Source organism: Nocardia sp. NPDC050378 (assembly GCF_040655675.1).
Classification (GTDB): domain Bacteria; phylum Actinomycetota; class Actinomycetes; order Mycobacteriales; family Mycobacteriaceae; genus Nocardia; species Nocardia coubleae.
In genome coordinates this window covers 55,496-79,107 of sequence record NZ_JBFAKI010000010.1, presented here as the reverse complement: position 1 = coordinate 79,107, position 23,612 = coordinate 55,496, and the positions used below count along the sequence as shown (strand labels likewise).

Annotated in this window: 19 protein-coding genes; all 19 read left to right on the top strand. The window is 69.5% G+C overall.

Features of this window, described 5'->3' with window-relative positions; genetic code table 11:
- Nucleotides 1-114: 114 nt before the first annotated feature.
- The 19 genes from rsmH to ileS all read left to right on the top strand — a co-directional run bounded on the left by rsmH (nucleotide 115) and on the right by ileS (nucleotide 23,577).
- On the top strand, nucleotides 115-1,113 hold the full coding sequence (gene rsmH / locus AB0I35_RS21830; RefSeq protein ID WP_357397988.1) for a 16S rRNA (cytosine(1402)-N(4))-methyltransferase RsmH: 999 nt from the start codon (nucleotides 115-117) through the stop codon (nucleotides 1,111-1,113).
- Nucleotides 1,110-2,018 carry a hypothetical protein gene (locus AB0I35_RS21825; RefSeq protein ID WP_357397987.1) on the top strand — a complete coding sequence of 303 codons (909 nt, stop codon included), beginning with the start codon at nucleotides 1,110-1,112 and terminating at the stop codon, nucleotides 2,016-2,018. The genes rsmH and AB0I35_RS21825 overlap by 4 nt, the downstream gene beginning before the upstream one ends.
- Before the next feature lie 119 nt (nucleotides 2,019-2,137).
- On the top strand, nucleotides 2,138-3,898 hold the full coding sequence (locus tag AB0I35_RS21820; RefSeq protein WP_357398121.1) for a penicillin-binding protein 2: 1,761 nt from the start codon (nucleotides 2,138-2,140) through the stop codon (nucleotides 3,896-3,898).
- A 57-nt stretch (nucleotides 3,899-3,955) separates the two neighbouring features.
- The gene (locus AB0I35_RS21815) at nucleotides 3,956-5,680 is read left to right on the top strand and encodes a UDP-N-acetylmuramoyl-L-alanyl-D-glutamate--2,6-diaminopimelate ligase (protein WP_357397986.1); all 1,725 of its coding nucleotides are present in this window, start codon (nucleotides 3,956-3,958) and stop codon (nucleotides 5,678-5,680) included.
- Nucleotides 5,677-7,176, top strand: coding sequence for a UDP-N-acetylmuramoyl-tripeptide--D-alanyl-D-alanine ligase (gene murF / locus AB0I35_RS21810; protein ID WP_357397985.1), 1,500 nt, complete (start codon nucleotides 5,677-5,679; stop codon nucleotides 7,174-7,176). Before AB0I35_RS21815 ends, murF begins: the two co-directional genes overlap by 4 nt.
- Nucleotides 7,173-8,249, top strand: a complete 1,077-nt coding sequence (mraY, locus tag AB0I35_RS21805; RefSeq protein ID WP_067497468.1) for a phospho-N-acetylmuramoyl-pentapeptide-transferase — start codon at nucleotides 7,173-7,175, stop codon at nucleotides 8,247-8,249. The genes murF and mraY overlap by 4 nt, the downstream gene beginning before the upstream one ends.
- Nucleotides 8,250-8,299: 50 nt before the next feature.
- Nucleotides 8,300-9,736: a UDP-N-acetylmuramoyl-L-alanine--D-glutamate ligase gene (gene murD, locus AB0I35_RS21800; RefSeq protein WP_181699293.1), complete on the top strand. Its 1,437-nt coding sequence runs from the start codon at nucleotides 8,300-8,302 to the stop codon at nucleotides 9,734-9,736.
- The gene (ftsW, locus tag AB0I35_RS21795) at nucleotides 9,733-11,217 is read left to right on the top strand and encodes a putative lipid II flippase FtsW (RefSeq protein ID WP_357397984.1); all 1,485 of its coding nucleotides are present in this window, start codon (nucleotides 9,733-9,735) and stop codon (nucleotides 11,215-11,217) included. Before murD ends, ftsW begins: the two co-directional genes overlap by 4 nt.
- A gap of 55 nt (nucleotides 11,218-11,272) precedes the next feature.
- Nucleotides 11,273-12,382 carry an undecaprenyldiphospho-muramoylpentapeptide beta-N-acetylglucosaminyltransferase gene (murG, locus tag AB0I35_RS21790; protein WP_357397983.1) on the top strand — a complete coding sequence of 370 codons (1,110 nt, stop codon included), beginning with the start codon at nucleotides 11,273-11,275 and terminating at the stop codon, nucleotides 12,380-12,382.
- Between the two features lie 125 nt (nucleotides 12,383-12,507).
- A complete protein-coding gene (gene murC / locus AB0I35_RS21785; RefSeq protein WP_357398119.1) occupies nucleotides 12,508-13,950 on the top strand; it encodes a UDP-N-acetylmuramate--L-alanine ligase in 1,443 nt (480 codons plus the stop codon).
- An 8-nt stretch (nucleotides 13,951-13,958) separates the two neighbouring features.
- Nucleotides 13,959-14,636, top strand: coding sequence for an FtsQ-type POTRA domain-containing protein (locus tag AB0I35_RS21780; RefSeq protein WP_357398118.1), 678 nt, complete (start codon nucleotides 13,959-13,961; stop codon nucleotides 14,634-14,636).
- A 131-nt stretch (nucleotides 14,637-14,767) separates the two neighbouring features.
- Nucleotides 14,768-16,027 carry a cell division protein FtsZ gene (gene ftsZ, locus AB0I35_RS21775; protein ID WP_067497477.1) on the top strand — a complete coding sequence of 420 codons (1,260 nt, stop codon included), beginning with the start codon at nucleotides 14,768-14,770 and terminating at the stop codon, nucleotides 16,025-16,027.
- A 173-nt stretch (nucleotides 16,028-16,200) separates the two neighbouring features.
- Nucleotides 16,201-16,932 (top strand): peptidoglycan editing factor PgeF, encoded by a 732-nt coding sequence (gene pgeF, locus AB0I35_RS21770; RefSeq protein ID WP_357397982.1) that lies wholly within the window; start codon nucleotides 16,201-16,203, stop codon nucleotides 16,930-16,932.
- A gap of 37 nt (nucleotides 16,933-16,969) precedes the next feature.
- Nucleotides 16,970-17,707 carry a YggS family pyridoxal phosphate-dependent enzyme gene (locus AB0I35_RS21765; protein ID WP_357397981.1) on the top strand — a complete coding sequence of 246 codons (738 nt, stop codon included), beginning with the start codon at nucleotides 16,970-16,972 and terminating at the stop codon, nucleotides 17,705-17,707.
- 107 nt (nucleotides 17,708-17,814) lie between these two features.
- On the top strand, nucleotides 17,815-18,570 hold the full coding sequence (locus tag AB0I35_RS21760) for a cell division protein SepF (RefSeq protein WP_357397980.1): 756 nt from the start codon (nucleotides 17,815-17,817) through the stop codon (nucleotides 18,568-18,570).
- An 89-nt stretch (nucleotides 18,571-18,659) separates the two neighbouring features.
- A complete protein-coding gene (locus AB0I35_RS21755) occupies nucleotides 18,660-18,962 on the top strand; it encodes a YggT family protein (RefSeq protein WP_067497489.1) in 303 nt (100 codons plus the stop codon).
- A gap of 60 nt (nucleotides 18,963-19,022) precedes the next feature.
- Entirely contained in the window at nucleotides 19,023-19,886 is an 864-nt protein-coding gene (locus tag AB0I35_RS21750) for a DivIVA domain-containing protein (RefSeq protein WP_357397979.1), read from the top strand.
- Between the two features lie 86 nt (nucleotides 19,887-19,972).
- Nucleotides 19,973-20,173, top strand: coding sequence for a hypothetical protein (locus tag AB0I35_RS21745; RefSeq protein WP_067497495.1), 201 nt, complete (start codon nucleotides 19,973-19,975; stop codon nucleotides 20,171-20,173).
- Nucleotides 20,174-20,442: 269 nt separating this feature from the next.
- On the top strand, nucleotides 20,443-23,577 hold the full coding sequence (gene ileS / locus AB0I35_RS21740) for an isoleucine--tRNA ligase (protein ID WP_357397978.1): 3,135 nt from the start codon (nucleotides 20,443-20,445) through the stop codon (nucleotides 23,575-23,577).
- The last annotated feature ends 35 nt before the right edge of the window (nucleotides 23,578-23,612 follow it).

Here is a 23,612-nt window from a genome sequence, read left to right as displayed (position 1 = left end):
CCCGGTCAGAGACCTCGACGCATTCGCACTCATCCGAGTAAGCAACTCATTCCAAAAGCACTGTGTGGCAAGGCGACCCGTCTGCGACGCGAGGCAGTATCCCGGGAGGTCGAGGTGAACCATGACACCGAGAACCCCCGTCATGTGCCGGTGCTGCTCGAGCGCGCCGACGACCTGCTCGGTCCGGCCCTCGACGAGCCGGGCGCGGTCTACCTCGACGCGACCCTCGGCCTCGGCGGGCACGCCGAACACTTCCTGCGCACCTATCCGAACGCGCGGCTGGTCGGGCTCGATCGCGACACCAACGCGCTGAAACTGGCCGGCGAGCGCCTGGCGCCCTACGCCGACCGGATCACCCTGGTGCACACCCGCTACGACGGCATCCCCGAGGCGCTCGCCGAGGCGGGACTGGCCGAAACCGGTTCGGTGTCAGCGATTCTCATGGACCTCGGCGTGTCATCGATGCAGCTGGACGAGGCCGAACGCGGCTTCGCCTACTCCGTCGACGCACCGCTGGACATGCGGATGGACCCCACCACCGGCATCACCGCCGCCGACGTGCTCAACACCTACAGCCACGGCGACCTGGCCCGGGTGCTGAAAAACTATGGCGACGAACGGTTCGCGGGCAAGATCGCCTCGGAGGTGTTGCGCCGCCGCGCCGTCAAGCCGTTCAGGACCAGCGCCGAACTGGTCGAGGTGCTGTACGCCACCATCCCGGCCGCCGCGCGGCGCACCGGCGGGCATCCCGCCAAGCGCACGTTCCAGGCGCTGCGGGTGGAGGTCAACGGAGAACTCGATTCGCTGCGGGCCGCGCTGCCCGCGGCGCTCGACGCGCTGCGCGTGGGCGGGCGGATCTGCGTGATGTCGTACCAGTCGCTCGAAGACCGGCTGGTGAAGCAGGAATTCGCGCCACGGATCGTGTCCCGGTCCCCGATGGACCTGCCGGTCGAACTGCCCGGCATGGGACCGGAGTTCAGGATGCTCACCCGCGGCGCGGAAAAGGCGACCGAGTCCGAGATCGAGGCCAACCCGAGGTCCGCTCCGGTGCGGATGCGTGCGGCCGAACGGATCACGGAGAGGTCAGGGAGGACACAGGAGGGGACACGATGAGCGTGCGGACGAGCACCGTTGCCGTGCCGGGGCGTACCGCCCGGCGCGTACAGGCGGCCGAACGAGTCAAGTCCGGTGCCGCGCAGCGGGCCTACGCGCGCAAACGCACCCGCCAGCAGCTGCTCGACGGGATATCGCTGCCCGATCGTTCCTCGACCATGGCCGGGCGCATCCCGTTCGTCACCGCGATCATCGGTCTGCTCGGTTGCGGTCTCGCGCTCACCCTGCTGCTCACCACCCGTGCCGCCGAGGACAGCTATCTGCTCGGCGACATGCGCGCGGACAACCGAACGCTCGCCGACGAGCGGGCCGCGCTGCAGCGCGAGGTCGCGGCCGCCGACTCGGCTCCCGAACTGGCCGCGCGCGCACGCGAACTCGGCATGATCCCGGCCAAAGACCCGGCGCGTCTGGTGATCGGTCCCGGCGGGGAGGTGACCGTGATCGGCACACCGACGCCCGCCCAGGGGGCACCCGCGCCGCCGTTGAACGGGCCGCCGACGACCACACAGAACCCGGCGCCGGGTCACCAGGCACAGGGCGAGCGGGTGGTTCCGGTGCAGCCGGGTACCCCGGCCACCGATCCGGCGGCCCCGACCAACACTCCGCCCGCCGTGCTCGCGGCACCGGGTGGCCAGGCCGGAGCGGCGGGTGCACCCGTGGTGGATCCGCCGCAGGCCCAGCCCGAAGCGCCGCAGGCACAGGTCCCGCCCGCGGGCGAGGGTGCGCCCGTGGCACCGTCGGAGTCGCCGGTTCAGGCACCGGCACCCCAACTGGTCCCCGATCGGGTGGAGGTGGCCGCGGCACCGGCCGACACGCCGCCCCCGGCACCGGATGTCGCGCCGTTACCGGACGCGGGGCCGCCGAGCGAGACGCCGCAGATCGTCGCTCCCGAGGCAGGCCGATGAGGCAGAGCGGGCCCGCGTCGCAACAGCGACGCGGGCCGGTCTCGTCGAGGGCCCGGCGCAGTGGGTCGCTCTCGCCGGACCGGCCGATCCGGCTGCGCCTCGGCGTCGGCCGGGTCACCATGCTGGCCACTCTCGCCGTGGTCGCGCTGCAACTGCTCTACATCCAGAGCATCGCCGCACCGGGACTCTCCGCGCAGGCCGCCTCGCAGCGCACAACCAAGGAGACCGAGGCCGCTGTGCGCGGCCCGATCACCGACCGCTACGGCAACCCGCTGGCCTTCACCATCACGGCGAAAGCGCTGACGTTCCAACCGGTCCGGGTGCGCCAGCAGCTCGCCGACGCGAAGAAGACCAAGGAGAACGCGCCCGACCCCGAGCAGCGCCTGAAGGACATCGCGAAGTTCGTGCACGACAAGCTCGGCGCGAGCGGCCCGAAAGAGGAAGAGCTGCTCGACAAGCTGCGCAGCGACAAGCCCTTCCACTATCTGGCTCGCAATGTCGATCCCCGGATCGCCTCCGAGATCACCACCAAGTTCCCGGAAGTCGGTTCCGAACGTCAGGACCTGCGCGAATATCCCGGCGGGGCGCTGGCGGCCAATGTGGTCGGTGCGACCGGCTGGGACGGGCACGGCCAGATCGGCCTCGAATCGGCGCTCGACTCGGTACTCGCCGGAACCGACGGTTCCCGCACCTACGATCGTGGCTCCGACGGCGCGGTGATCCCCGGCAGCTACCGCGACCAGCAGCCCGCGGTGAACGGGCACGGCGTGGAGCTCACCCTCGACGAGGACATGCAGTACTTCGTCCAGCAGCAAGTGCAGCAGGCCAAACAGCTCTCCGGCGCGGCCTCGGCCTCGGCGGTCGTGCTCGACGCCAAGACCGGCCAGGTGCTGGCCATGGCCAACGACAACACCTTCAATCCCGCACTGGGACCCCAGCACTGGGCCTCGGCGAACATGAGCAACCCGTCGGTGTCGGAGCCCTTCGAACCCGGCTCGGTGAACAAGATCGTCACCGCCGCCGCCGCGCTCGAATACGGGCTGACCGACCCCGACGAAGTGCTGCAGGTACCCGGTTCGATCCGGATGTCGGGCGTCACCGTCAACGACGCCTGGCAGCACGACGTGGCGCCCTACACCACCACGGGCATCTTCGGTAAGTCGTCCAACGTCGGCACCCTCATGCTCGCGCAACGGGTGGGGGAGGACCGCTTCGCCGACATGATCGACCGCTTCGGTCTCGGCAAGCGCACCGGCATCGGCCTGCCCGGCGAGAGCCCGGGACAGGTGCCCGCCCGCGACCAGTGGTCCGGCGGCACCTTCGCCAACCTGCCCATCGGCCAGGGCCTTTCGATGACGACGTTGCAGATGACCGGCATGTACCAGGCCATCGCCAACGACGGCCTGCGCATCCCGCCGCGCATCGTGAAGGCCAGAATCGCCCCCGACGGCACCCGCACCGAGGAACTGCAGCCCGAGCCCGTGCGCGTGGTCAGCCCGCAGACCGCCGCCACCTTGCGCACGGTTTTCCAGGCGACCGTGCAGAAGGACCCGATGGGTGTGCAGATGGGCACCGGGCCGCAGGCCGCGGTGGAGGGCTACCAGGTGGCGGGCAAGACCGGCACCGCGCAGAAGGTCGACCCGGCGTGCCGCTGCTATTCGACCTCGTCGTTCTACATCACCTTCGCCGGGATGGCGCCCGCCGACAATCCGCGCTACGTGATCGGCATGATGCTCGACGCGCCGGTACGCAGCTCCGACGGGTCCGGTGGCGGGTCGGCCGCGCCGCTGTTCCACACCATCGCTTCCTGGGCGTTGCAGCGCGACCGGGTGCCACCGTCGCCGGAGCCTAGGCCGCTGGTGCTGGAGGCCGGGCTCTGACGGTAACCTGACTCGTCGTCTTGCCCACGCGCTCGATCACTCTCAGAGAGGAGCCTTGTGCCCGCGCAGTCCAGCCCGCACGCGCTCCGGCCGAACACCCCGCCGTCGACGCCGCTGCAGGCCCTGCTGGAGCTCACCGGCGCCACCACGCTCACCCCGGTCCCGACCGAGGTGACCGTCACCGGCATCGAGCAACGATCCAACGCCGTCCGCCCAGGTGACCTGTTCGCCGGCTTGCCCGGTGCGACCTCGCACGGCGCCCGTTTCGCCGCCGACGCCGTCGCGCGCGGAGCGGTCGCGGTGTTCACCGACACGGCCGGTGCCGAACTGATCGGCGAGGTGGCGGTGCCCGTGCTGGTGCGCGAGGACCCGCGTGCCGTGCTCGGCGAGCTGTCCGCCGAGATCTACGGTCACCCCAGCGACCGCCTGCGCATCGTCGGCATCACCGGCACCTCCGGCAAGACCACCACGTCGTACCTGGTGGAGGCGGGTCTGGTCGCGGCGGGCCTGTCGACCGGGCTGATCGGCACCATCGAAACCCGCATCGGCGGGCAGCGGGTGCCGAGCGCGCTCACCACCCCCGAGGCGCCGCAACTGCACGCGATGTTCGCAGCCATGGTCGAGCAGGGTGTGCAGGCGGTGGTCATGGAGGTGTCGAGCCACGCGCTGGCTCTCGGCCGGGTCGACGGTGTGCGCTTCGCCGTCGGCGCGTTCACCAACCTCTCCCAGGACCACCTCGACTTCCACAAGGACTTCGAGGACTACTTCGCCGCGAAACGCCGCCTGTTCGAACCGGATTCGCCGATCGCCGCGCGCACCTCGGTGATCTGCGTGGACGACGAGTGGGGCAGGCGCCTTGCCGTGGACCTCGCGGCCCCGATCACGGTCTCGACCGGCGACCCCGCGAACACCTCCCGGAGCCGCATGGTCGGCAGCTCTGATCGCGCGGCGGGCACCGACTCCGAGCAGCCCGGGCGCACCGGCGCATCCGGCGAGGCAGGTGCGGGTGCACCCGCCCACGCCGCGTCGACCCGTGCGGACTGGCAGGTTGTCGGTGAGGTGAAAACCACCGGCGGCGAACAGGAGTTCACCGCGGTCGGCCCGAGCGGCGAGCTGACCGTCCGCCTGCGCCTGCCGGGCCGTTACAACGTCGCCAACGCCCTGCTCGCCGTCGCCACCTGCGCGGCCGCGGGAGTCGATCCGGCGATCGCCGCGCCCGCGCTGGCCACCGTCGACGTGCCCGGCCGCATGCAGCGCGTCGAACGCGGACAGGACTTCCTCGCCGTCGTCGACTACGCGCACAAGCCCGCCGCGATCGAATCGGTGGTCGCCACCCTGCGCGCGCACCTCACCGACGCGGGCCGAGGCAGGCTCGCGGTGGTCGTCGGCGCCGGTGGCGACCGGGACGCGGCCAAACGCCCGCTCATGGGCGCGGCGGCGGCACGCGGTGCCGACCTGGTTATCGTCACCGACGACAATCCACGCACCGAGGACCCGGCGGCCATCCGCGCCGCCGTGGTCGCCGGTGCGCACGAACTCCCGGCCACCGACCGCGGCGAGATCCGCGAGATCGGTGACCGCGCGGCGGCCATCGCCGCCGCACTCGCCTGGGCGCGTTCCGGCGACGTGGTGCTCATCGCGGGCAAGGGCCACGAGGCGGGTCAGGAGATCCAGGGCGTCAAGCATCCCTTCGACGACCGTGAGGTCCTCGCCGCGGAGCTGGATTCTCTACTGGCACAACACAGTCCGCACACGGACTCGGAGGACTTGACGGTTTCATGATCGAGATGACACTGCGGGAGATCGCGGACGTCGTCGGCGGCGAGCTGCACGACGTACCCGACCCCCAGGCACTGGTGACCGGGTCGGTCGAATTCGATTCGCGCCGAGTCGGTCCCGGTGATCTGTTCCTCGCACTACCCGGCGCCAACTCCGACGGACACGACTACGCGGCGAACGCGGTCGAGGCCGGAGCTGTCGCCGTGCTGGCGGCACGCCCGGTCGGCGTGCCCGCCATCGTCGTCGCGCCGGACGCGGGCACCGTGCCCGCCACCTCGGTGGCCCTGAGCCACGACGGCGACGGCTCCGGTGCCGCCGTGCTCGCAGCCCTGGCCGAACTGGCACGCGTGAGTACCGAGCGGCTGGCCGAGCGCACCGGTCTCACCGTCGTCGGTGTCACCGGGTCGTCGGGCAAGACCTCGACCAAGGACCTGCTGGCCGCGGTGCTCGCACCGCTGGGTCCCGTGGTCGCCCCGCCCGGTTCGTTCAACAACGAACTCGGCCACCCGTGGACGGCCCTGCGCGCCGACGCCGATACCAAGTTCCTCGCCCTCGAGATGTCGGCGCGCGGCGTCGGCCACATCGCCGCCCTGGCCCGCATCGCGCCCCCGCGCATCGGTGTGGTGCTCAACGTCGGCACCGCCCACCTCGGTGAGTTCGGTAGCCGCGAGGCCATCGCGCAGGCCAAGGGCGAACTGGTCGAGGCACTCCCGGCCGAGGGCCTGGCCGTGCTCAACGCCGACGACCCGAACGTCGCCGCCATGGCCTCGCGCACGAAGGCCCGAGTGGTGATGGTCGGCCTGTCCGGTGACGCCGATATCCGTGCCACCGACGTGACCACCGACGAGCAGGCCCGCGCCCGCTTCACGCTGCACGCGGGTGGCGCATCGGTGCCGGTGCAGCTGGCCGTGCACGGTGAGCACCAAGTGGGCAACGCGCTCTCGGCCGCCGCTGTCGCCCTGGAATGCGGCGCCGACCTGGCGACCGTCGCCCAGGCACTGTCCGGGGCGACGGCCGCCTCGGTGCGCCGGATGGACGTGCGGACCACGCCCGACGGCATCACCGTCATCAACGACTCCTACAACGCCAACCCCGACTCGGTGCGGGCCGCGCTCAAGGCGCTGGTCACCCTCGCCAAGTCGGGTCCCGAACCGCGCCGCAGCTGGGCCGTGCTCGGGGAGATGGGCGAACTCGGCGACACCTCGGTCATCGAACACGACGCGATCGGACGGCTCGCCGTGCGCCTCGACGTCGACCGATTGATCGTGGTCGGCACCGGACGACCCTCCCGGGGAATGCACCAGGGAGCGGTGATGGAAGGCTCATGGGGCGAGGAGTCGATCCTCGTACCCGATATCTCGGCGGCCATCGCGCTGCTCGACGACGAAATCGCCGCCGGCGATGTGGTACTGGTCAAGGCGTCGAAAGCGGTCGGTCTGTGGGCCGTCGCCGAACACCTGACCAGGGCAGGGGAAGGTAGCTCGGAGGCAGCTCGATGAGGCAGATTTTGTTCGCGGCGGGGATCGCGCTCGCGGTGTCGATCCTGTTGACGCCGTTCCTGATCCGGGTCTTCGCCAAACAGGGCTTCGGCCAGGAGATCCGGGTCGACGGCCCGGCCAGCCATCAGGCCAAACGCGGCACCCCGACGATGGGTGGCGTCGCCATCCTCATCGGCATGTGGGCCGGGTACCTCGGTTCGCACCTGATCGGCCTCGGCTACGACGCCGAGGGTCCGACGGCCTCGGGCCTGCTCGTGCTCGGGCTCACCACCGCACTCGGTGTGGTCGGGTTCCTCGACGACTTCATCAAGCTGCGCAAACAGCGCAACCTCGGGTTGTCGGCGGCCGGGAAGTACATCGGCCAGATCAGTGCCGCGGTGATCTTCGCGGTGCTGGTGCTGCAGTTCCGGGCCGACAACGGGCTCACCCCCGGCAGCAAGCACATCTCGTACGTGCGTGACTGGTCGACGGTGTCGATGGGCGCGCTGGTGTTCGTGATCATGGTGTGTCTGCTGGTCGTGGCCTGGTCCAACGCGGTCAACCTGACCGACGGTCTCGACGGTCTGGCCGCCGGATCGATGAGCCTGGTGCTCGGCGCCTACGTCATCATCACCTTCTGGCAGTACCGCAATGCCTGCGCCACCAGCCCCGGACCCGGGTGCTACAACGTGCGCGACCCCCTCGACCTCGCCCTGGTCTGCGCGGCGGCCGCCGCCGCCTGCATCGGCTTCCTGTGGTGGAACGCCGCGCCCGCCAAGATCTTCATGGGCGACACCGGTTCGCTTGCCCTCGGCGGCATGCTGGCCGGTCTGTCCATCACCACCCGCACCGAGTTGCTGATGGTCGTCATCGGCGCGCTGTTCGTCGCCGAGGCGGCGTCGGTGGTGCTGCAGGTGGCGGTGTACCGCACCACCCGCAACCGATTGTTCAAGATGGCGCCGTTCCACCACCACTTCGAATTGAGCAAGTGGGCGGAGACTACGGTGATCATCCGGTTCTGGATCCTGGCGGGCATCGCGGCCGCCGTGGGTCTCGGACTGTTCTACAGCGAATACCTGTCCCAGGTCGGGTGAGAGCGGAAATGGTAGAACACTCGCCCCGTGCCCTGCGTTCCCCGGGCCCCATGCTCGAATTCCTGCGTGGCCGCGACGTTCTCGTCGCCGGCTGGGGTGTCTCCGGACGCTCCCTGATCGAACCGCTGCGCGATATCGGCGCGCATCCCGTCGTCACCGACGGCGGTGCCAAGGCCCTGGCCGAGGCCGCCGAACTCGGGCTCGAGATCGCCACCACCGTGGAACTCGAGCACGCCGACCTCACCCGGTTCGCCCTCGTCATCACCAGCCCCGGCTGGCGGCCCGACTCGCCGGTGCTCGTCTCGGCGGTCACCGAGGGCATCCCGGTCTGGGGTGACGTCGAATTCGCCTGGTGGGTCGATCAGGCCCGCATCTACGGCCCGGTCCGCAAGTGGCTGGTGGTCACCGGAACCAACGGCAAGACCACGACCACCCAGATGACGCACTCGATCCTGCGCGCCGCGGGCATCGCCAGCGTGGCCTGCGGCAATATCGGCCTGCCCATCCTCGACGCCCTGCGCCGTAACCCCGGACCGCAGGTGCTCGCGGTCGAGTTGTCGTCGTTCCAGCTGCACTGGGCGCCGTCGGTACGGCCCGAGGCCGGTGTGGTGCTCAATGTCGCCGAGGACCACCTCGACTGGCACGGTGGGCTCGACGCCTACGCCGCCGCCAAGGCGCGCGCCCTCACCGGCCGCATCGGCGTGGTCGGCCTCGACGATCCGGTCGCCGGTGCGCTGGCGCGCAAGTCCAAGGCGCGGCGCACGGTCGGGTTCCGCGTGGGCGTGCCCGCCGACGGCGAACTCGGCGTGGTCGACGGCAAACTCCTCGACCGCGCCTTCACCAAGGCCGCGATCCTCGCCGAGACCTCCGACATCAGCCCACAGGGGCCCGCGGGCATCGCCGACGCGCTCGCCGCCTCGGCGCTGACCAGGGCCATCGACGTGGCACCCCAGTTCGTGAAAGAGGGCCTGGCCGAACACAAGGTCGGCCCGCACCGCACCGCGTTCGTGCGGGAACTGGGCGGCGTCGATTTCATCGACGACTCCAAGGCGACCAACCCGCATGCCGCGCGCGCGTCGATCCTCGCGCACCCGCACGTGGTGTGGGTCGCGGGTGGCCTGCTCAAGGGCGCGACCATCGACGACCTCGTCGAGGAGGTCGCCGACCGGCTCGTGGGCGCGGTTCTGTTCGGGGCCGACGCGCCGGTGATCGCCGCCGCATTGGCGCGACACGCGCCCGAAGTCCCGGTCATCGCACTGGACGCGGGAGACGATGCAGACATGGAGTCGTCGAGATCGCAGCGTGCCGAAGCGGTGATGGGCCGCGCCGTGCGCGCCGCGGCGGGTATGGCGCGGGCGGGAGACACCGTGCTGCTGGCACCCGCGGCCGCGTCCCTGGACATGTACGACGACTACACCCACCGCGGACGCTGCTTCGTCGACGCGGTCACGGCACTGGAAGACGGTGACATCGGGCGGGCGCTATGACATCGCGGGCGGGCCCGGGGACATCGACGGGCCAGACCGCCCCGACCGGGGGGCGCCGGAAACGGATCGCCCCGCAGCCGGGATGGGCGGGGGAGCGTTTCGGCGCATGGCTGGCCCGTCCGCTCGCCTCGTTCCACCTCGTCGTCACCATCGCGACCCTGCTGACCGTGCTCGGCCTGGTGATGGTGCTCTCGGCGTCGAGCGTCGAGGCCTATGCCGGTGGGGGATCGGCGTATTCGCTGTTCATCCAGCAGGCCATGTTCGCCGGGCTGGGCGCCGTCGCGTTCTACATCGCGCTGCGGTTGCCGCTGCGGGTCCTGCGGCAGTGGTCGTTCCCGGCGTTCAGCATCTCGGTGATCGCGCTGGTACTCGTGCTCATTCCGGGCATCGGCGCGGTGCACGGTGGCGCGCGGCGCTGGTTCGACATCGGACCCATCTCGATCCAGCCGTCCGAGGTCGTCAAGGTGACCCTGGTGGTGTGGGGCGCGCACCTGCTCGCGTCGCGGCGCGGGGCACACCTCAAGGACATCCTGGTACCGCTGGTGCCCGCCGGTCTGCTGGTGTGTCTGCTCGTGGTGCTCGAGCCGAACCTGTCGACCACGATCGCGCTCGGCATCGTGCTGATGGCGCTGCTGTGGTTCGGTGGGCTGCCGGTGCGGTTGTTCGTCGGGATCATGGTCAGCGGCTTGGTCGTCGCGTCGGTGCTGGCGCTGTCGGCCGGGTACCGGTCCGACCGGGTGCGCGCGTTCTTCAATCCCGGTGACGATCCCCAGGGCGCCAATTACCAGGCACGCCAGGCCAAGTACTCGCTGGCCGACGGCGGCATCCTCGGTCGCGGGCTCGGCCAGAGCCGCGCCAAGTGGAGTTACCTGCCCAACTCGCACAACGACTTCATCTTCGCCATCATCGGCGAGGAACTCGGCTTCCTCGGCTGCATGGCGGTGCTCGCCCTGCTGGCGATGTTCGTCTACACCGGCATCCGCATCGCGCTGCGCTCGGTCGACCCGTTCCTGCGCCTGCTCACCGCCACCGCGACCACCTGGATCACCGCCCAGGCCCTGATCAATATCGGCTACGTCGTCGGCCTGCTGCCGGTGACCGGTCTGCAGCTGCCGCTGGTGTCGGCCGGTGGTTCGTCGCTGGCGATCACGCTGTTCATGTTCGGCATCATCGCCAGTGCGGCCAGGCACGAGCCCGAGGCGGTCTCGGCGCTCAAAGCGGGCCAGGACGGCAGGCTCAGCAGGCTGCTGCGGCTTCCCGTGCCCGAGGTGTACACCCCGGCACCACGCAAGCCCGCGCCGCGCGCGAAAACCGAACGCCCACGTCAGGCCCCACGCCGGCAACCCGATGCCCCGCGCAGGCGACGTGCGCCGGAAAGCCGCGGCACGAGTTCGCTACGGTCGACCAGAGCATGGGAACCGACCTATCCGATGCCACACCGCCCGGTGAAGCGGCGGACCGGAGGAGGAAGCGGAGCGTGACCACGCAGGTCCTCGTGAACCGGGCAATCAAACACAGAGAACGAGGTAGATCCAAGTGAGTAGCCCGCGATCCGGGTTGTCGGTGATCGTCGCAGGCGGGGGAACCGCAGGCCACATCGAACCCGCGCTGGCGGTGGCCGACGCCTTGCGCAGACTCGACGATTCGATCCGGGTGACAGCACTCGGCACCGAGCGCGGACTCGAGACGAAACTGGTGCCCGACCGTGGGTACCCGCTCGAGCTGATCCCGCCGGTTCCCTTGCCCCGCAAGCCGTCGGCCGACCTGCTTCGCCTGCCGGGTCGGGTGTTCTCCTCGGTGCGCGCCACCCGCGCGGTGATCGACCGGGTGCAGGCCGATGTCGTCATCGGCTTCGGCGGCTACGTCGCCCTGCCCGCCTACCTCGCCGCGCGCGGCATCGGCAGGCAGCGCCGGGTGCCGGTCGTCGTGCACGAGGCCAACGCCAAGGCTGGCATCGCCAACAAGGTCGGCGCCAAGCTGGCCACGAAAGTGCTTGCCGCCGTCCCCGACTCCGGCCTGGCCGGGGCCGAGGTCGTCGGCATCCCGGTGCGTGCCGCCATCACCGAGCTCGACCGTCCCGCGCTGCGCGCGCAGGCCCGTGCGCACTTCGGTCTGCCCGCCGAGGGCCCGGTGCTGCTGGTGTTCGGCGGTTCACAGGGCGCGCGCAGCCTCAACGAGGCGATCTCCGGCGCCGCACCGCAACTGGCCGCCGCCGGGATCTCGGTGCTGCACGCGCACGGCCCCAAGAACAGCGTCGAGGTGAGTACCGCCGACGCACCGGCACCGTACGTGGCGGTGCCGTACCTGTCGCGGATGGACCTGGCCTACGCCGCGGCCGACGCGGTGGTCTGCCGCTCGGGCGCCATGACCGTCGCCGAGGTGTCGGCCGTCGGCCTGCCCGCGTTCTATGTGCCCCTGCCGCACGGCAACGGCGAGCAGGAGTTCAACGCGCGCCCCGTGGTGACCAAGGGCGGTGGCAGAATCGTCCCCGACGCCGAGCTGACCCCGAAATTCGTGATGGACGAGGTGATTCCGCTGCTGCTCGACCCCGCCCGACTCGCCGAGATGAGCCGCGCCGCCGCAGGCGCGGGTCACCGCGACGCCGCCGACACCGTGGCCCGCATCGTCGCCGGGCTCGCCCGATGAGCGGTCAGCGGCCGGAGGAGGCGGCGAAGCCCGACCAGGCAGGCCGCCCGAGCGCGATCACCGCGACGAACGCCGCGGGCGAACCGGTGGGGTCGGCGTTGCCCGCCGAGCTCGCGCGGGTGCACATGGTCGGGATCGGCGGTGCCGGCATGTCCGGTATCGCGCGAATCCTGTTGGCCCGCGGCGGTGCGGTGTCGGGGTCCGATGCCAGGGAGAGCCGCGGGGTGCTGTCGCTGCGGGCGCGTGGCGCACAGGTCCGCATCGGGCACGACGCCGACGCGCTCGACCTGCTGCCCGGCGGACCGACCGTCGTCGTCACCACCTACGCCGCCATCCCGAAGACCAATCCCGAACTGGTCGAAGCGCATCGGCGCGACATCCCCGTGCTGATGCGTCCCACCGTGCTCGCCGCCCTGATGCGCGGGCACAAGACCCTGCTCGTCTCGGGCACCCACGGCAAGACCTCGACCACCTCGATGCTGATCGTGTCGCTGCAGCACTGCGGCGCCGACCCCTCGTTCGCGGTCGGTGGCGAACTCAACGAGGCGGGCACCAACGCCCACCACGGCAGCGGTGACATCTTCGTCGCCGAGGCCGACGAATCCGACGGTTCACTGCTGCAATACGACCCCGACGTCGCCGTGGTCACCAATATCGAATCCGACCACCTCGACTACTTCGGCACCGACGAGGCCTACATCCAGGTCTTCGACGACTTCGCCGACCGGCTCGCCCCCGGCGGGCTGCTGGTGGTCTGCCTCGACGATCCCGGCTCGCTCGCCCTGGCCGAACGGGTCGCCCCCCGGCTCACCGAACGCGGTGTGCAGGTGCTCGGCTACGGCTCCGGTGACCTGACCGACTCGCCCGTGCCCGTCGGTGCCCGGCTGCTCGACTGGCAGCCGCGCGATGTCGGCGGCATCGTCGAGTTCCAGCTCGGCGGCGAGACGACGCCGCGCACGGTCCGCCTGTCGGTGCCCGGCAGGCACATGGCCCTCAATGCCCTCGCCGCGCTGCTCGCGGCCCGGGCGACCGGTGCCGACATCGACGAGATCGTGCAGGGCCTGGAAGGTTTCGGTGGCGTGCACCGCCGGTTCCAGTTCACCGGTCGCGAGAACGGCGTGCGCGTCTTCGACGACTACGCCCACCATCCCACCGAGGTGCGGGCCGTGCTCGAGGCCGCCGCGCAGCTCGTCGCGCAGGAGGCGCGCGACGGAGCGCGCATCGAACGGGGCCGGGTGATCGTGGTCTTCCAGCCGCATCTCTACAGCCGTACCGCCACGTTCGCGGCCGAGTTCGGCACCGCGCTGAGCCTGGCCGACGAGGTGGTCGTGCTCGATGTCTACGGCGCGCGTGAGGAACCGCTGCCCGGCGTGAACGGTGCGCTGGTGGCCCAGTCGGTGACCAAACCCGTGCACTATCAGCCCGATATGTCGAAGGTCGGCCGTCAGGTCGCGGCGCTCGCGCAGCCCGGTGATGTCGTCATCACCATGGGCGCGGGCGATGTCACCATGCTCGGCAACCAGATCCTCGACGGCTTGCGGGCCCGTCCGCAGCAGGGCGGCCGGTGAGATTGCCGATGCCCGCCGCGCGCGGGTGGCACGGCTACCGGCTCTGGACGGCGATCGGGCTGGTCGTCGTCACCGTGCTCGCGGTGCTCGCGTGGTTCACCCCGGCGTTGTCGGTACGGACCGTGCGGATCGACGGCCTGACGGCCGTGCCCGAGGAACAGGTGCGCGAGCGGCTCGAAATCCCGGACGGGCGTTCGATGTTGCGCATCGACACCACCGAGATCGCCCGCCGCGTGGCCGCGATCCCCACGGTGCGCTCGGTCCGGGTGCAGCGGAAGTTCCCGTCGACGGTGCTGGTCACGGTCGTGGAGCGAACTCCGGTGGTGTACATCGACGCTCCCGACGGCGCCCACCTGATCGACGCCGAGAGTGTGGAATTCGCGATCGAGGCCGCACCGCCGATCGGTGTGCCGAAATTGGTCACCGAGGGACCGATGTCCGGGCCGGACGCGGCCCGCGCCGCCGTCGCCGTGCTGGTCACGCTGCCGCCCGCGTTGTCGGTGCAGGTGGGTGAGGTTGTCGCACGGTCGGTTTCGGATGTCTCGCTCAACCTGCGCGACGGAAGAAAGGTAGTGTGGGGCGGCACGGGCGACGGGGAGCGCAAAGCTGCCGTCGTAATGCCGCTGCTCACCCGGGAAGGCACCGTGTTCGACGTTTCGAGTCCGAATCTGGTCACGGTAAAGTGAGCGAAACTTCGGCGCGCCTGCGCCGGGATCGCGGTGGCTGCGAATAGCGTTCCGCAGCAGTCGGATACTTGACATAACGCCAACCCTATGGTTGAGGTTGAGGGTTTTAGATCGAAGGAAGGCGAGAGCCCATGACGCCCCCGCACAACTACCTTGCCGTGATCAAGGTCGTCGGTATCGGCGGCGGCGGCGTGAACGCCGTCAACCGGATGATCGAACAGGGACTCAAGGGAGTCGAGTTCATCGCGGTCAATACCGACGCACAGGCCCTGCTGATGAGCGACGCCGATGTGAAGCTCGATGTCGGCCGCGAACTCACCCGAGGACTAGGCGCCGGAGCCGATCCGGAAGTCGGTCGCAAAGCGGCCGAAGACCACAAGGACGAGATCGAAGAGGTGCTCAAGGGCGCCGACATGGTCTTCGTCACCGCAGGCGAAGGCGGTGGTACCGGAACCGGTGGCGCCCCTGTCGTCGCCAGCATCGCCCGCAAGCTGGGCGCGCTGACTATAGGCGTCGTGACCCGGCCGTTCTCCTTCGAGGGAAAACGGCGTGGGAACCAGGCCGAAGTGGGCATCAACCTGCTTCGCGAGTCGTGCGACACCCTCATCGTCATTCCGAACGACCGGCTGCTGCAGCTGGGCGACGCGGCGGTGAGTCTGATGGATGCCTTCCGGTCGGCAGACGAAGTGCTGCTCAACGGTGTTCAGGGTATTACCGACCTGATCACCACCCCCGGCCTGATCAACGTCGACTTCGCCGACGTGAAGAGCGTGATGTCGGGTGCCGGTTCGGCCCTCATGGGCATCGGTTCGGCGCGCGGTGAGGGCCGGTCGGTGAAAGCGGCCGAGACGGCGATCAATTCGCCGCTGCTCGAGGCATCGATGGACGGTGCGCACGGCGTGCTGCTCTCGATCGCGGGTGGTTCCGATCTCGGTCTGTTCGAGATCAACGAGGCCGCCTCGCTGGTGCAGGAGGCCGCCCACATCGAGGCCAACATCATCTTCGGTACGGTGATCGACGATTCGCTCGGCGACGAAGTGCGCGTCACCGTGATCGCCGCCGGATTCGACGGCGGCGGCCCCTCGCGGCGCGCGGTCGAGAACACCATGCAGACGGGCCGGTCCTCCTCCAACCCCATCGGCTCCGGTCGTGCGGGCGAGGTCGGGCAGAGCCGAAGCACGGAGGCCCCGGCCCGGCCCACCGAGCCCGCCACCGCGGGCATGTCGAGCGGCCGGGCGGCGGCGCCCAACTACCGCGACACCGAGCGGTACCGGGAGTCGGAGCGGCAGCGGGTCACCGAGCAGGCGCTCAACCGCGTCAACAACCCCGAACCGCGCGACGACGGCGACGATGACGACGACATCGAGGTGCCGATCTTCATGCGCCGCTAGCAGCACCGTCGACCGAGCGCCCGAACTCATCGAGTTCGGGCGCTTTTCGCGTCTTCGACCAGCACACCCACACCGGCGCAGCCGCGACTCGGTTGCGGCGGCGCGCCTGGGCTTGACCGACGTCACCCTGTCCGCGCACCGATGCGGCCCGTCACCGCACTACCCTCGAAGCCATGACTTCCGCACCCTCCACCGTGACCGTTCGCCGGGTGACGACCACCCGCTCCGGTGGTTTCTCCGTCGCCCCCTATGACTCGTTCAACCTGGGCGACCACGTCGGCGACGACCCGGAGGCTGTGCGCCGCAACAGGGTTCGACTGGCCGAGGGCATCGGACTCACCCCCGAGCGTCTCGTCTGGATGGAGCAGGTGCACGGGCGCAATGTCGAGATCGTCGACGGACCGCGCGCCGAGCCCGTCCCGGTCACCGACGCGCTGGTCACCACCGTGCCCGGGCTCGCGCTGGTCTGCCTCACCGCCGACTGCGTGCCGATTCTGCTCTCCGACGACGAGGCGGGCGTGATCGCCGCCGTGCACGCGGGCCGTATCGGCGCCAGGATCGGCATCGTGCCCCGCGTCCTCGAGGCCATGGTCTCGGTCGGCGCGCGCGTGGAGCGCATCGGTGCCTTCCTCGGCCCGGCCGCGTCGGGTCGCCAGTACGAGGTGCCCGCCGCGATGCGCGCCGACGTGGAGGCTCACCTGCCCGGCAGCGCGACGACCACCGTTCGCAAGACTCCGGGTCTCGACCTGCGGGCGGGGATCAGCAGGCAGCTCACCGAAGCCGGCGTCGGGGGAATCGCGCTCGACCCGCGCTGCACCATCGAGGACAAGACCCTGTTCAGCCACCGCCGCGGCGCGCCGACCGGGCGTCTCGCGAGCGTCATCTGGATGGACTCGCGCGCATGATCGCCACCACCCGAGGAACCGGACGAGGGGAGACCACATGACCTCGGAGACATCGGTCGGCACCGACCGCGCCACCGAACTCTCGACCCGCCTGGGAGGCCTGCTGGCTCGCCTCGATGCCGCCGTCGCCGCGGCGGGCCGCCCCGCCGGCTCGGTGCGCCTGCTTCCGGTGACCAAGTTCTTCCCCGCCACCGACGTCGACATCCTCTACCGGCTCGGCAGGCGCGAATTCGGTGAATCGCGCGAGCAGGAAGCCTCGGCCAAGGTCGCCGAACTCGGCTACGACGACGTCGAGTGGCACATGATCGGCCGTTTGCAGCGCAATAAGGCCCGCGCCGTGGCCCGATGGGCACACACCGTGCACTCGGTCGACAGCGAACGGCTGGCAAACGCGTTGGACCGGGCGGCGACCGACGCACAGGCAGCCGGTGAGCGTACCGCGCCCCTGCGTGTGCTGCTGCAGGTGAGCCTGGACGCCGACCCCGGACGCGGGGGTGTCGAACCGGCCGATCTGCCCGCCCTGGCCGACCTGGTAGCGAAGGCCCCCGGACTGCATCTGGCCGGTCTGATGGCGATTCCACCCCTTGACGCCGACATTCATGCGTCCTTTGCGAAGCTTGCGACTTTGCACACTTCGCTGCTCTCGCAACACGCCGATGCCACCGAACTTTCTGCAGGTATGTCGGGTGATTTGGAGATCGCGGTCGAACACGGTTCGACGTGTGTGCGTGTCGGTACCGCCTTGATGGGCGCCCGACCGATAACCTCGGCGTAGCAAAGAAACCTCATCAGTCACATTCGACACATACGATTGGCCGACGAGGCGCTGAGCAAGAACTTCAACACCCGGCCGCCACCGGGGCCGAAGGAAGGTCGTCCAGGATGAGCACGCTGCACAAGTTCAAGGCGTACTTCGGCATGGTTCCGCTCGATGAGTACGAAGACGACTACGTCGACGATCACGCCTCGCGCGGCCCCGAGGAGCGCGTCGCCCGTACTCGCCCGCGCAGCTACGACCGCTACGCCGAAGATCGTTACGGCCCCGAGCGTTTCGGCGACGAGGCCGACGACTTCCCCCAGCCCGCCTACAAGCCGGCTTATCAGGCGCGTCGCGACGACTACGTCGACGACGCCTACGCCGAGGACCGTTACGAGCCGCCGCGGCGCCCGACCAGGATCGAGACGGCGCCCTCCTCGGGTCGGACGTTTCGCCCGGGCGGGGTCGCGCCGGGAATGCGCGGCTCGACCCGTGGCGCGCTCGCGGTCGATCCCGACGCCGAGGAGCGCAGGTTGGAGGAGCGCTTGCGCCCCGAGCCCGCGCCCGTGCGGCGGCCCGGGATCTTCGAGGACGGAGGTCCCTTGTCCAAGATCACCACGCTGCGTCCGCGCGATTACAGCGAGGCCAGGATCATCGGTGAGCGTTTCCGCGAGGGAAACCCGGTCATCATGGACCTGGTCGACCTGAGCAACGCCGATGCCAAGCGGCTGGTCGATTTCGCGGCCGGGCTGGCGTTCGCGCTGCGTGGTTCGTTCGACAAGGTGGCCACGAAGGTGTTCCTGCTCTCACCGGCCGATGTCGACGTATCGGCCGAAGAGCGTCGCCGGATCGCCGAAAACGGCTTCTACAACCAGAAATAGCGACAATCCACGAACTGCCGTGATGGCCGCCCGCGCATTGCGCGGCGCGGCCATTTTGCACGTCGCCGATTTTGCGGCAGAGTGAAGCCGTGGCCCTGTTCGCGGTTCTGTACCTCGTGCTTTTCATCTTCTGGCTGTTGTTGATCAGCCGGGTGATCGTGGAGTTCATCCGCAGTTTCGCGCGTGACTGGCGCCCGACCGGCGTGGTGGTGATCGTGTTGGAGTTCATCTTCACCGTCACCGATCCACCGGTGAAACTGTTGAGACGCTTGATACCTCCTGTGAATCTGGGCGGTATTCGGCTCGATCTGTCGATTATGGTTCTGCTCTTCGTCGTGTTCATCCTGATGTCCATCGTGGGTAGGCTCGGGCAGCCCGTGACCTCCGTGTGACACAATGAGTCGAGAAGACCGCTTGCTAGTTCTCCAAAGACCGCGTGAAGGGATCCTTCGATGCCGCTGACTCCCGCCGATGTGCACAACGTCGCGTTCAGCAAACCGCCGATCGGTAAGCGCGGCTACAACGAGGACGAGGTCGATGCCTTCCTGGATCTCGTCGAGCAGGAGCTTTCGCGCCTGATCGAGGAGAACGCCGACCTGCGTCAGCGGGTCGCCGAACTCGACACCGAGCTAGCCGACGCCAAGAAGAATCGCGGGTCGGCCCCGGTCGCCGCCGTGAAGGCCCCGATCCAACAGGCACCGCCGCCGGCCCCAGAACCTATTCCGGCGCCGGTCCCGGCGGCGCCGCCCGCGCCGATGCCGGTGGCCGCGCCCGTCCGCGACAACTCGGGCCCCGACGCCAACATGCAGGCCGCGAAGGTCCTCACCCTGGCGCAGGAGATGGCCGACCGCCTCACCACCGACGCCAAGACCGAGGCCGAGAGCCTGCTGTCGAACGCGCGAGCAAACTCCGAGCGTCTGGTGGGCGACGCCCGTACCCGCTCCGAGGCGATGATCGCCGACGCGCGGCAGAAGTCCGACGCGATGCTCGCCGACGCGCAGAACCGCTCCGAGACCCAGATCCGCCAGGCCAAGGACAAGGCGGAGGCTCTCACCGCCGACGCCGAGCGTCAGCACGCCGAGATCATGGCGACCATCACCCAGCAGCGCACGGTGCTGGAAAGCCGGATCGAGCAGCTCAAGACCTTCGAGCGCGAATACCGCGTCCGCCTGAAGTCCTACCTGGAGTCGCAGCTCGAGGAGCTGGAGAACCGTGGCTCGGCCGTTCCGGTCGACGGCGGCGAGTTCGCGGGCGATACCAACGGTTCGGCCAACAGTTTGGCTCCGGCCTCCTCCTTCGCCAAGGGCGCCAAGTAAACTGGAACCCGGGTCGCGCGGCGCAGCGCGTCGCGTGATTCGGGAACGCCCAGTTCGTCGGGCTGCTCGGTTGCTTGGGAGTCAGCATGCTCGTCTTGACGCTCGTTCTGGCCGCGATCGGATTCGCACTGCTCGTGGCGGCACTCGCCACCGGCTCGGTGGCGTGGGCGTGGGGCTGCATCCTGATCTGCGTCATCGGCGCGGGCACCCTGCTGGTGAGCGCGCTCGCCGGTGGGCGACCCGAGAACGACCCGGTCCCGCCGGGACGACATGCCCGCAAGGATTGACCGCGCGGAAATGGGCTGGACGAGCCCGGGTAGAATCGACACACACACGGCGTTGATCCGGCCATCACCGGGGAGCCTTCGGAAGAACGGCGCACTCCGCGCTCAGTAGAACCGAACGGGTGAGCCCGTCACAGCTCGCAACGAGAGGCTCGCGTGCTTTCCGGCGCGGGCAAACGGGGTGGTACCGCGGTTTCGGCGCACCTGCGTCGGCATCGTCCCCGTGCCACGGATCCGCGCCGGCGGCGCGGCGGCACGAGGAGCATTCCGCAATGGCGGACGAGACAACCACCGGTGGCGCATACCCCCGGGTCGATTTCGGTGCCGGTTCCGGCGCGACGTTCCCGGAACTCGAAACCACGGTGCTCGACTACTGGGCCCGCGACGACACCTTCCGCGCCAGCATCGACAACCGCGACGGGAATTCCGAATTCGTCTTCTACGACGGGCCCCCCTTCGCCAACGGCCTGCCGCACTACGGCCACCTGCTCACCGGCTACGTCAAGGACCTGATCCCGCGCTTCCAGACCATGCGCGGCAAGAAGGTCGACCGGCGCTTCGGCTGGGACACCCACGGCCTGCCCGCCGAGATCGAGGCCGAGAAGCAGCTCGGCATCACCGACAAGTCGCAGATCGACGCGATGGGGCTGGCCGAGTTCAACGCCGCCTGCAAGTCCTCGGTGCTGCGCTACACCGGCGAGTGGCGTGACTACGTCACCCGCCAGGCGCGCTGGGTCGACTTCGACAACGACTACAAAACCCTCGATCTCGACTTCATGGAGTCGGTGATGTGGGCGTTCAAGTCCCTCTACGACAAGGGGCTGATCTACCAGGGCTTCCGGGTGCTGCCCTACAGCTGGTACGAGCAGACGCCGCTGTCGAACCAGGAGACCCGCCTCGACGACGCGTACAAGATGCGCCAGGACCCGGCGGTCACCGTCGACATGGTGCTGTCGGTCCCCGCCGAACACCCCCTCGCCGCACTCGACGGCGCCAACGCGCTGATCTGGACCACCACGCCGTGGACCCTGCCGTCCAACCTGGCGATCGCCGTGCACCCCGACGTGCGCTACGTGCACCTGCAGGCCGCCGGCGGCAAGCGCTATCTGCTTGCCGCCGAACGGGTTTCGCACTACGCCCGCGAATTCGGCGAGGAGCCGACGGTGCTCGGCGAGTACGACGGCGCCGCGCTGGCGGGGTTGTCCTACCAGCCGCCGTTCGACTTCTTCCTCGGTCACCCGAACGCGCACAGGGTACTCACCGCCGACTACGTCACCACCGACTCCGGCACCGGAATCGTCCACCTCGCACCGGCTTTCGGTGAGGAGGACATGGACGTGGCCTCGGCCAACGGCATCGAGATCGTGCAGCCGCTCGACCCGGCGGGCAAGTTCACCTCGATGGTGCCGCCGTACGAGGGCCTGATGGTCTTCGACGCCAACCCGGTCATCATCAAAGACCTCAAGGCCGCCGGAAAACTGCTTCGGCACGAGACGATCGAGCACTCCTACCCGCACAGCTGGCGTTCGGGGCAGCCGCTGATCTACATGGCGGTCCCGTCCTGGTTCGTCGCGGTCACCAAGTTCCGCGACCGGATGGTCGAGCTGAACAAGCACATCACCTGGGTGCCCGAACACATCCGCGACGGACAGTTCGGCAAGTGGCTCGAGGGCGCGCGGGACTGGAACATCAGCCGTAATCGCTACTGGGGCAGCCCGATCCCGGTGTGGGTGTCCGACGACCCGGCCCACCCGCGCGTGGACGTCTACGGTTCGCTCGACCAACTCGAGCGCGACTTCGGCGTGCGCCTGGAAGACCTGCACCGGCCCGGCATCGACGATCTCACCCGGCCCAACCCCGACGACCCGACCGGGAAGTCGACCATGCGCCGGGTCCCCGAGGTGCTCGACTGCTGGTTCGAGTCGGGTTCGATGCCGTTCGCCCAGGTGCACTACCCGTTCGAGAACAAGGAGTGGTTCGACAGCCACTTCCCCGGCGACTTCATCGTCGAGTACAACGGGCAGACCCGCGGCTGGTTCTACACCCTGCACGTGCTCTCGACCGCGCTGTTCGACTCGCCGTCGTTCAAAACCGTTGCCGCGCACGGCATCGTGCTCGGTGACGACGGCCTGAAGATGTCGAAGTCCAAGGGCAACTACCCCGACGTCAACGAGGTCTTCGATCGCGACGGTTCCGACGCGATGCGCTGGTTCCTGATGAGCTCGCCGATCCTGCGCGGCGGCAACCTCATCGTCACCGAGCGCGGCATCCGCGAAGGCGTCAGCCACGCGCTGCGCCCGCTGTGGAACGCGTGGACCTTCCTGCAGCTCTACGCCTCGAAGCCCGGTGTGTGGCGCACGGACTCGCCGAACGTGCTCGACCGCTACATCCTGGCCAAGCTCGCGGTGACCCGCGACGTGATGACCGAGGCGCTCGAGACCTACGACATCGCCGGTGCCTGCGATGAGCTGCGCTCGTTCGCCGACGCGCTCACCAATTGGTATGTGCGCCGGTCGCGTTCGCGCTTCTGGTCCGAGGACCGCGACGCGGTGGACACGCTGCACACCGTGCTCGAGGTGGCCACCCGCCTGGCCGCGCCGCTGCTGCCGCTGATCAGCGAGGTGATCTGGCGTGGGCTCACCGGCGAACGTTCGGTGCACCTGGCCGACTGGCCCGCCGAGTCCGAACTGCCGCACGATCCGGAGCTGGTCGCGGCCATGGACGAGGTGCGCACCGTGTGTTCCACGGTGCTGAGCCTGCGCAAGGCCAAGAACCTGCGGGTGCGGTTGCCGCTGGCCGAGGTGACCATCGCGGCGGCCGACGCCGAACGGCTCGCCCCGTTCACCGCGTTGATCGCCGACGAGGTCAACGTCAAGAAGGTCGACCTGACCACCGATGTCGCCGCGCACGGCCGTTTCGAGCTGGCGGTCAACGCCCGCGCGGCCGGTCCGCGCCTGGGCAAGCAGGTGCAGACGGTGATCAAGGCCGTGAAGGCGGGGGAGTGGTCGGAATCGGCCGACGGTGTCGTCACCGCCGCCGGGATCACGCTGCTGCCCGAGGAATACACCCAGCGCCTGGTCGCCGCCGAACCCGAATCCACGGCCGCCCTGCCCGGCAATGCCGGTCTGGTGGTGCTGAATTCGGTGGTCACCGAGGAGCTGGAAGCCGAGGGCTGGGCCCGCGACCTCATCCGTGACCTGCAGGAAACCCGCAAGTCGCAGGGCCTCGACGTCTCGGATCGCATCTCCGTCGTCCTCGAGGTCCCCGCCGAGCGGGCCGGGTGGGCCGAAACCCACCGTGACCTGATCGCCGGTGAAATCCTCGCCACCACACTGACTTTCGGTGCGGTGGACGCGGACGCCGCCACGATCACCGGCGGTGTGAAGGTCTCGGTCAGTAAGGCCTAGGTAGTCGACCTACCCCGGGTCACGCGACTGACCCG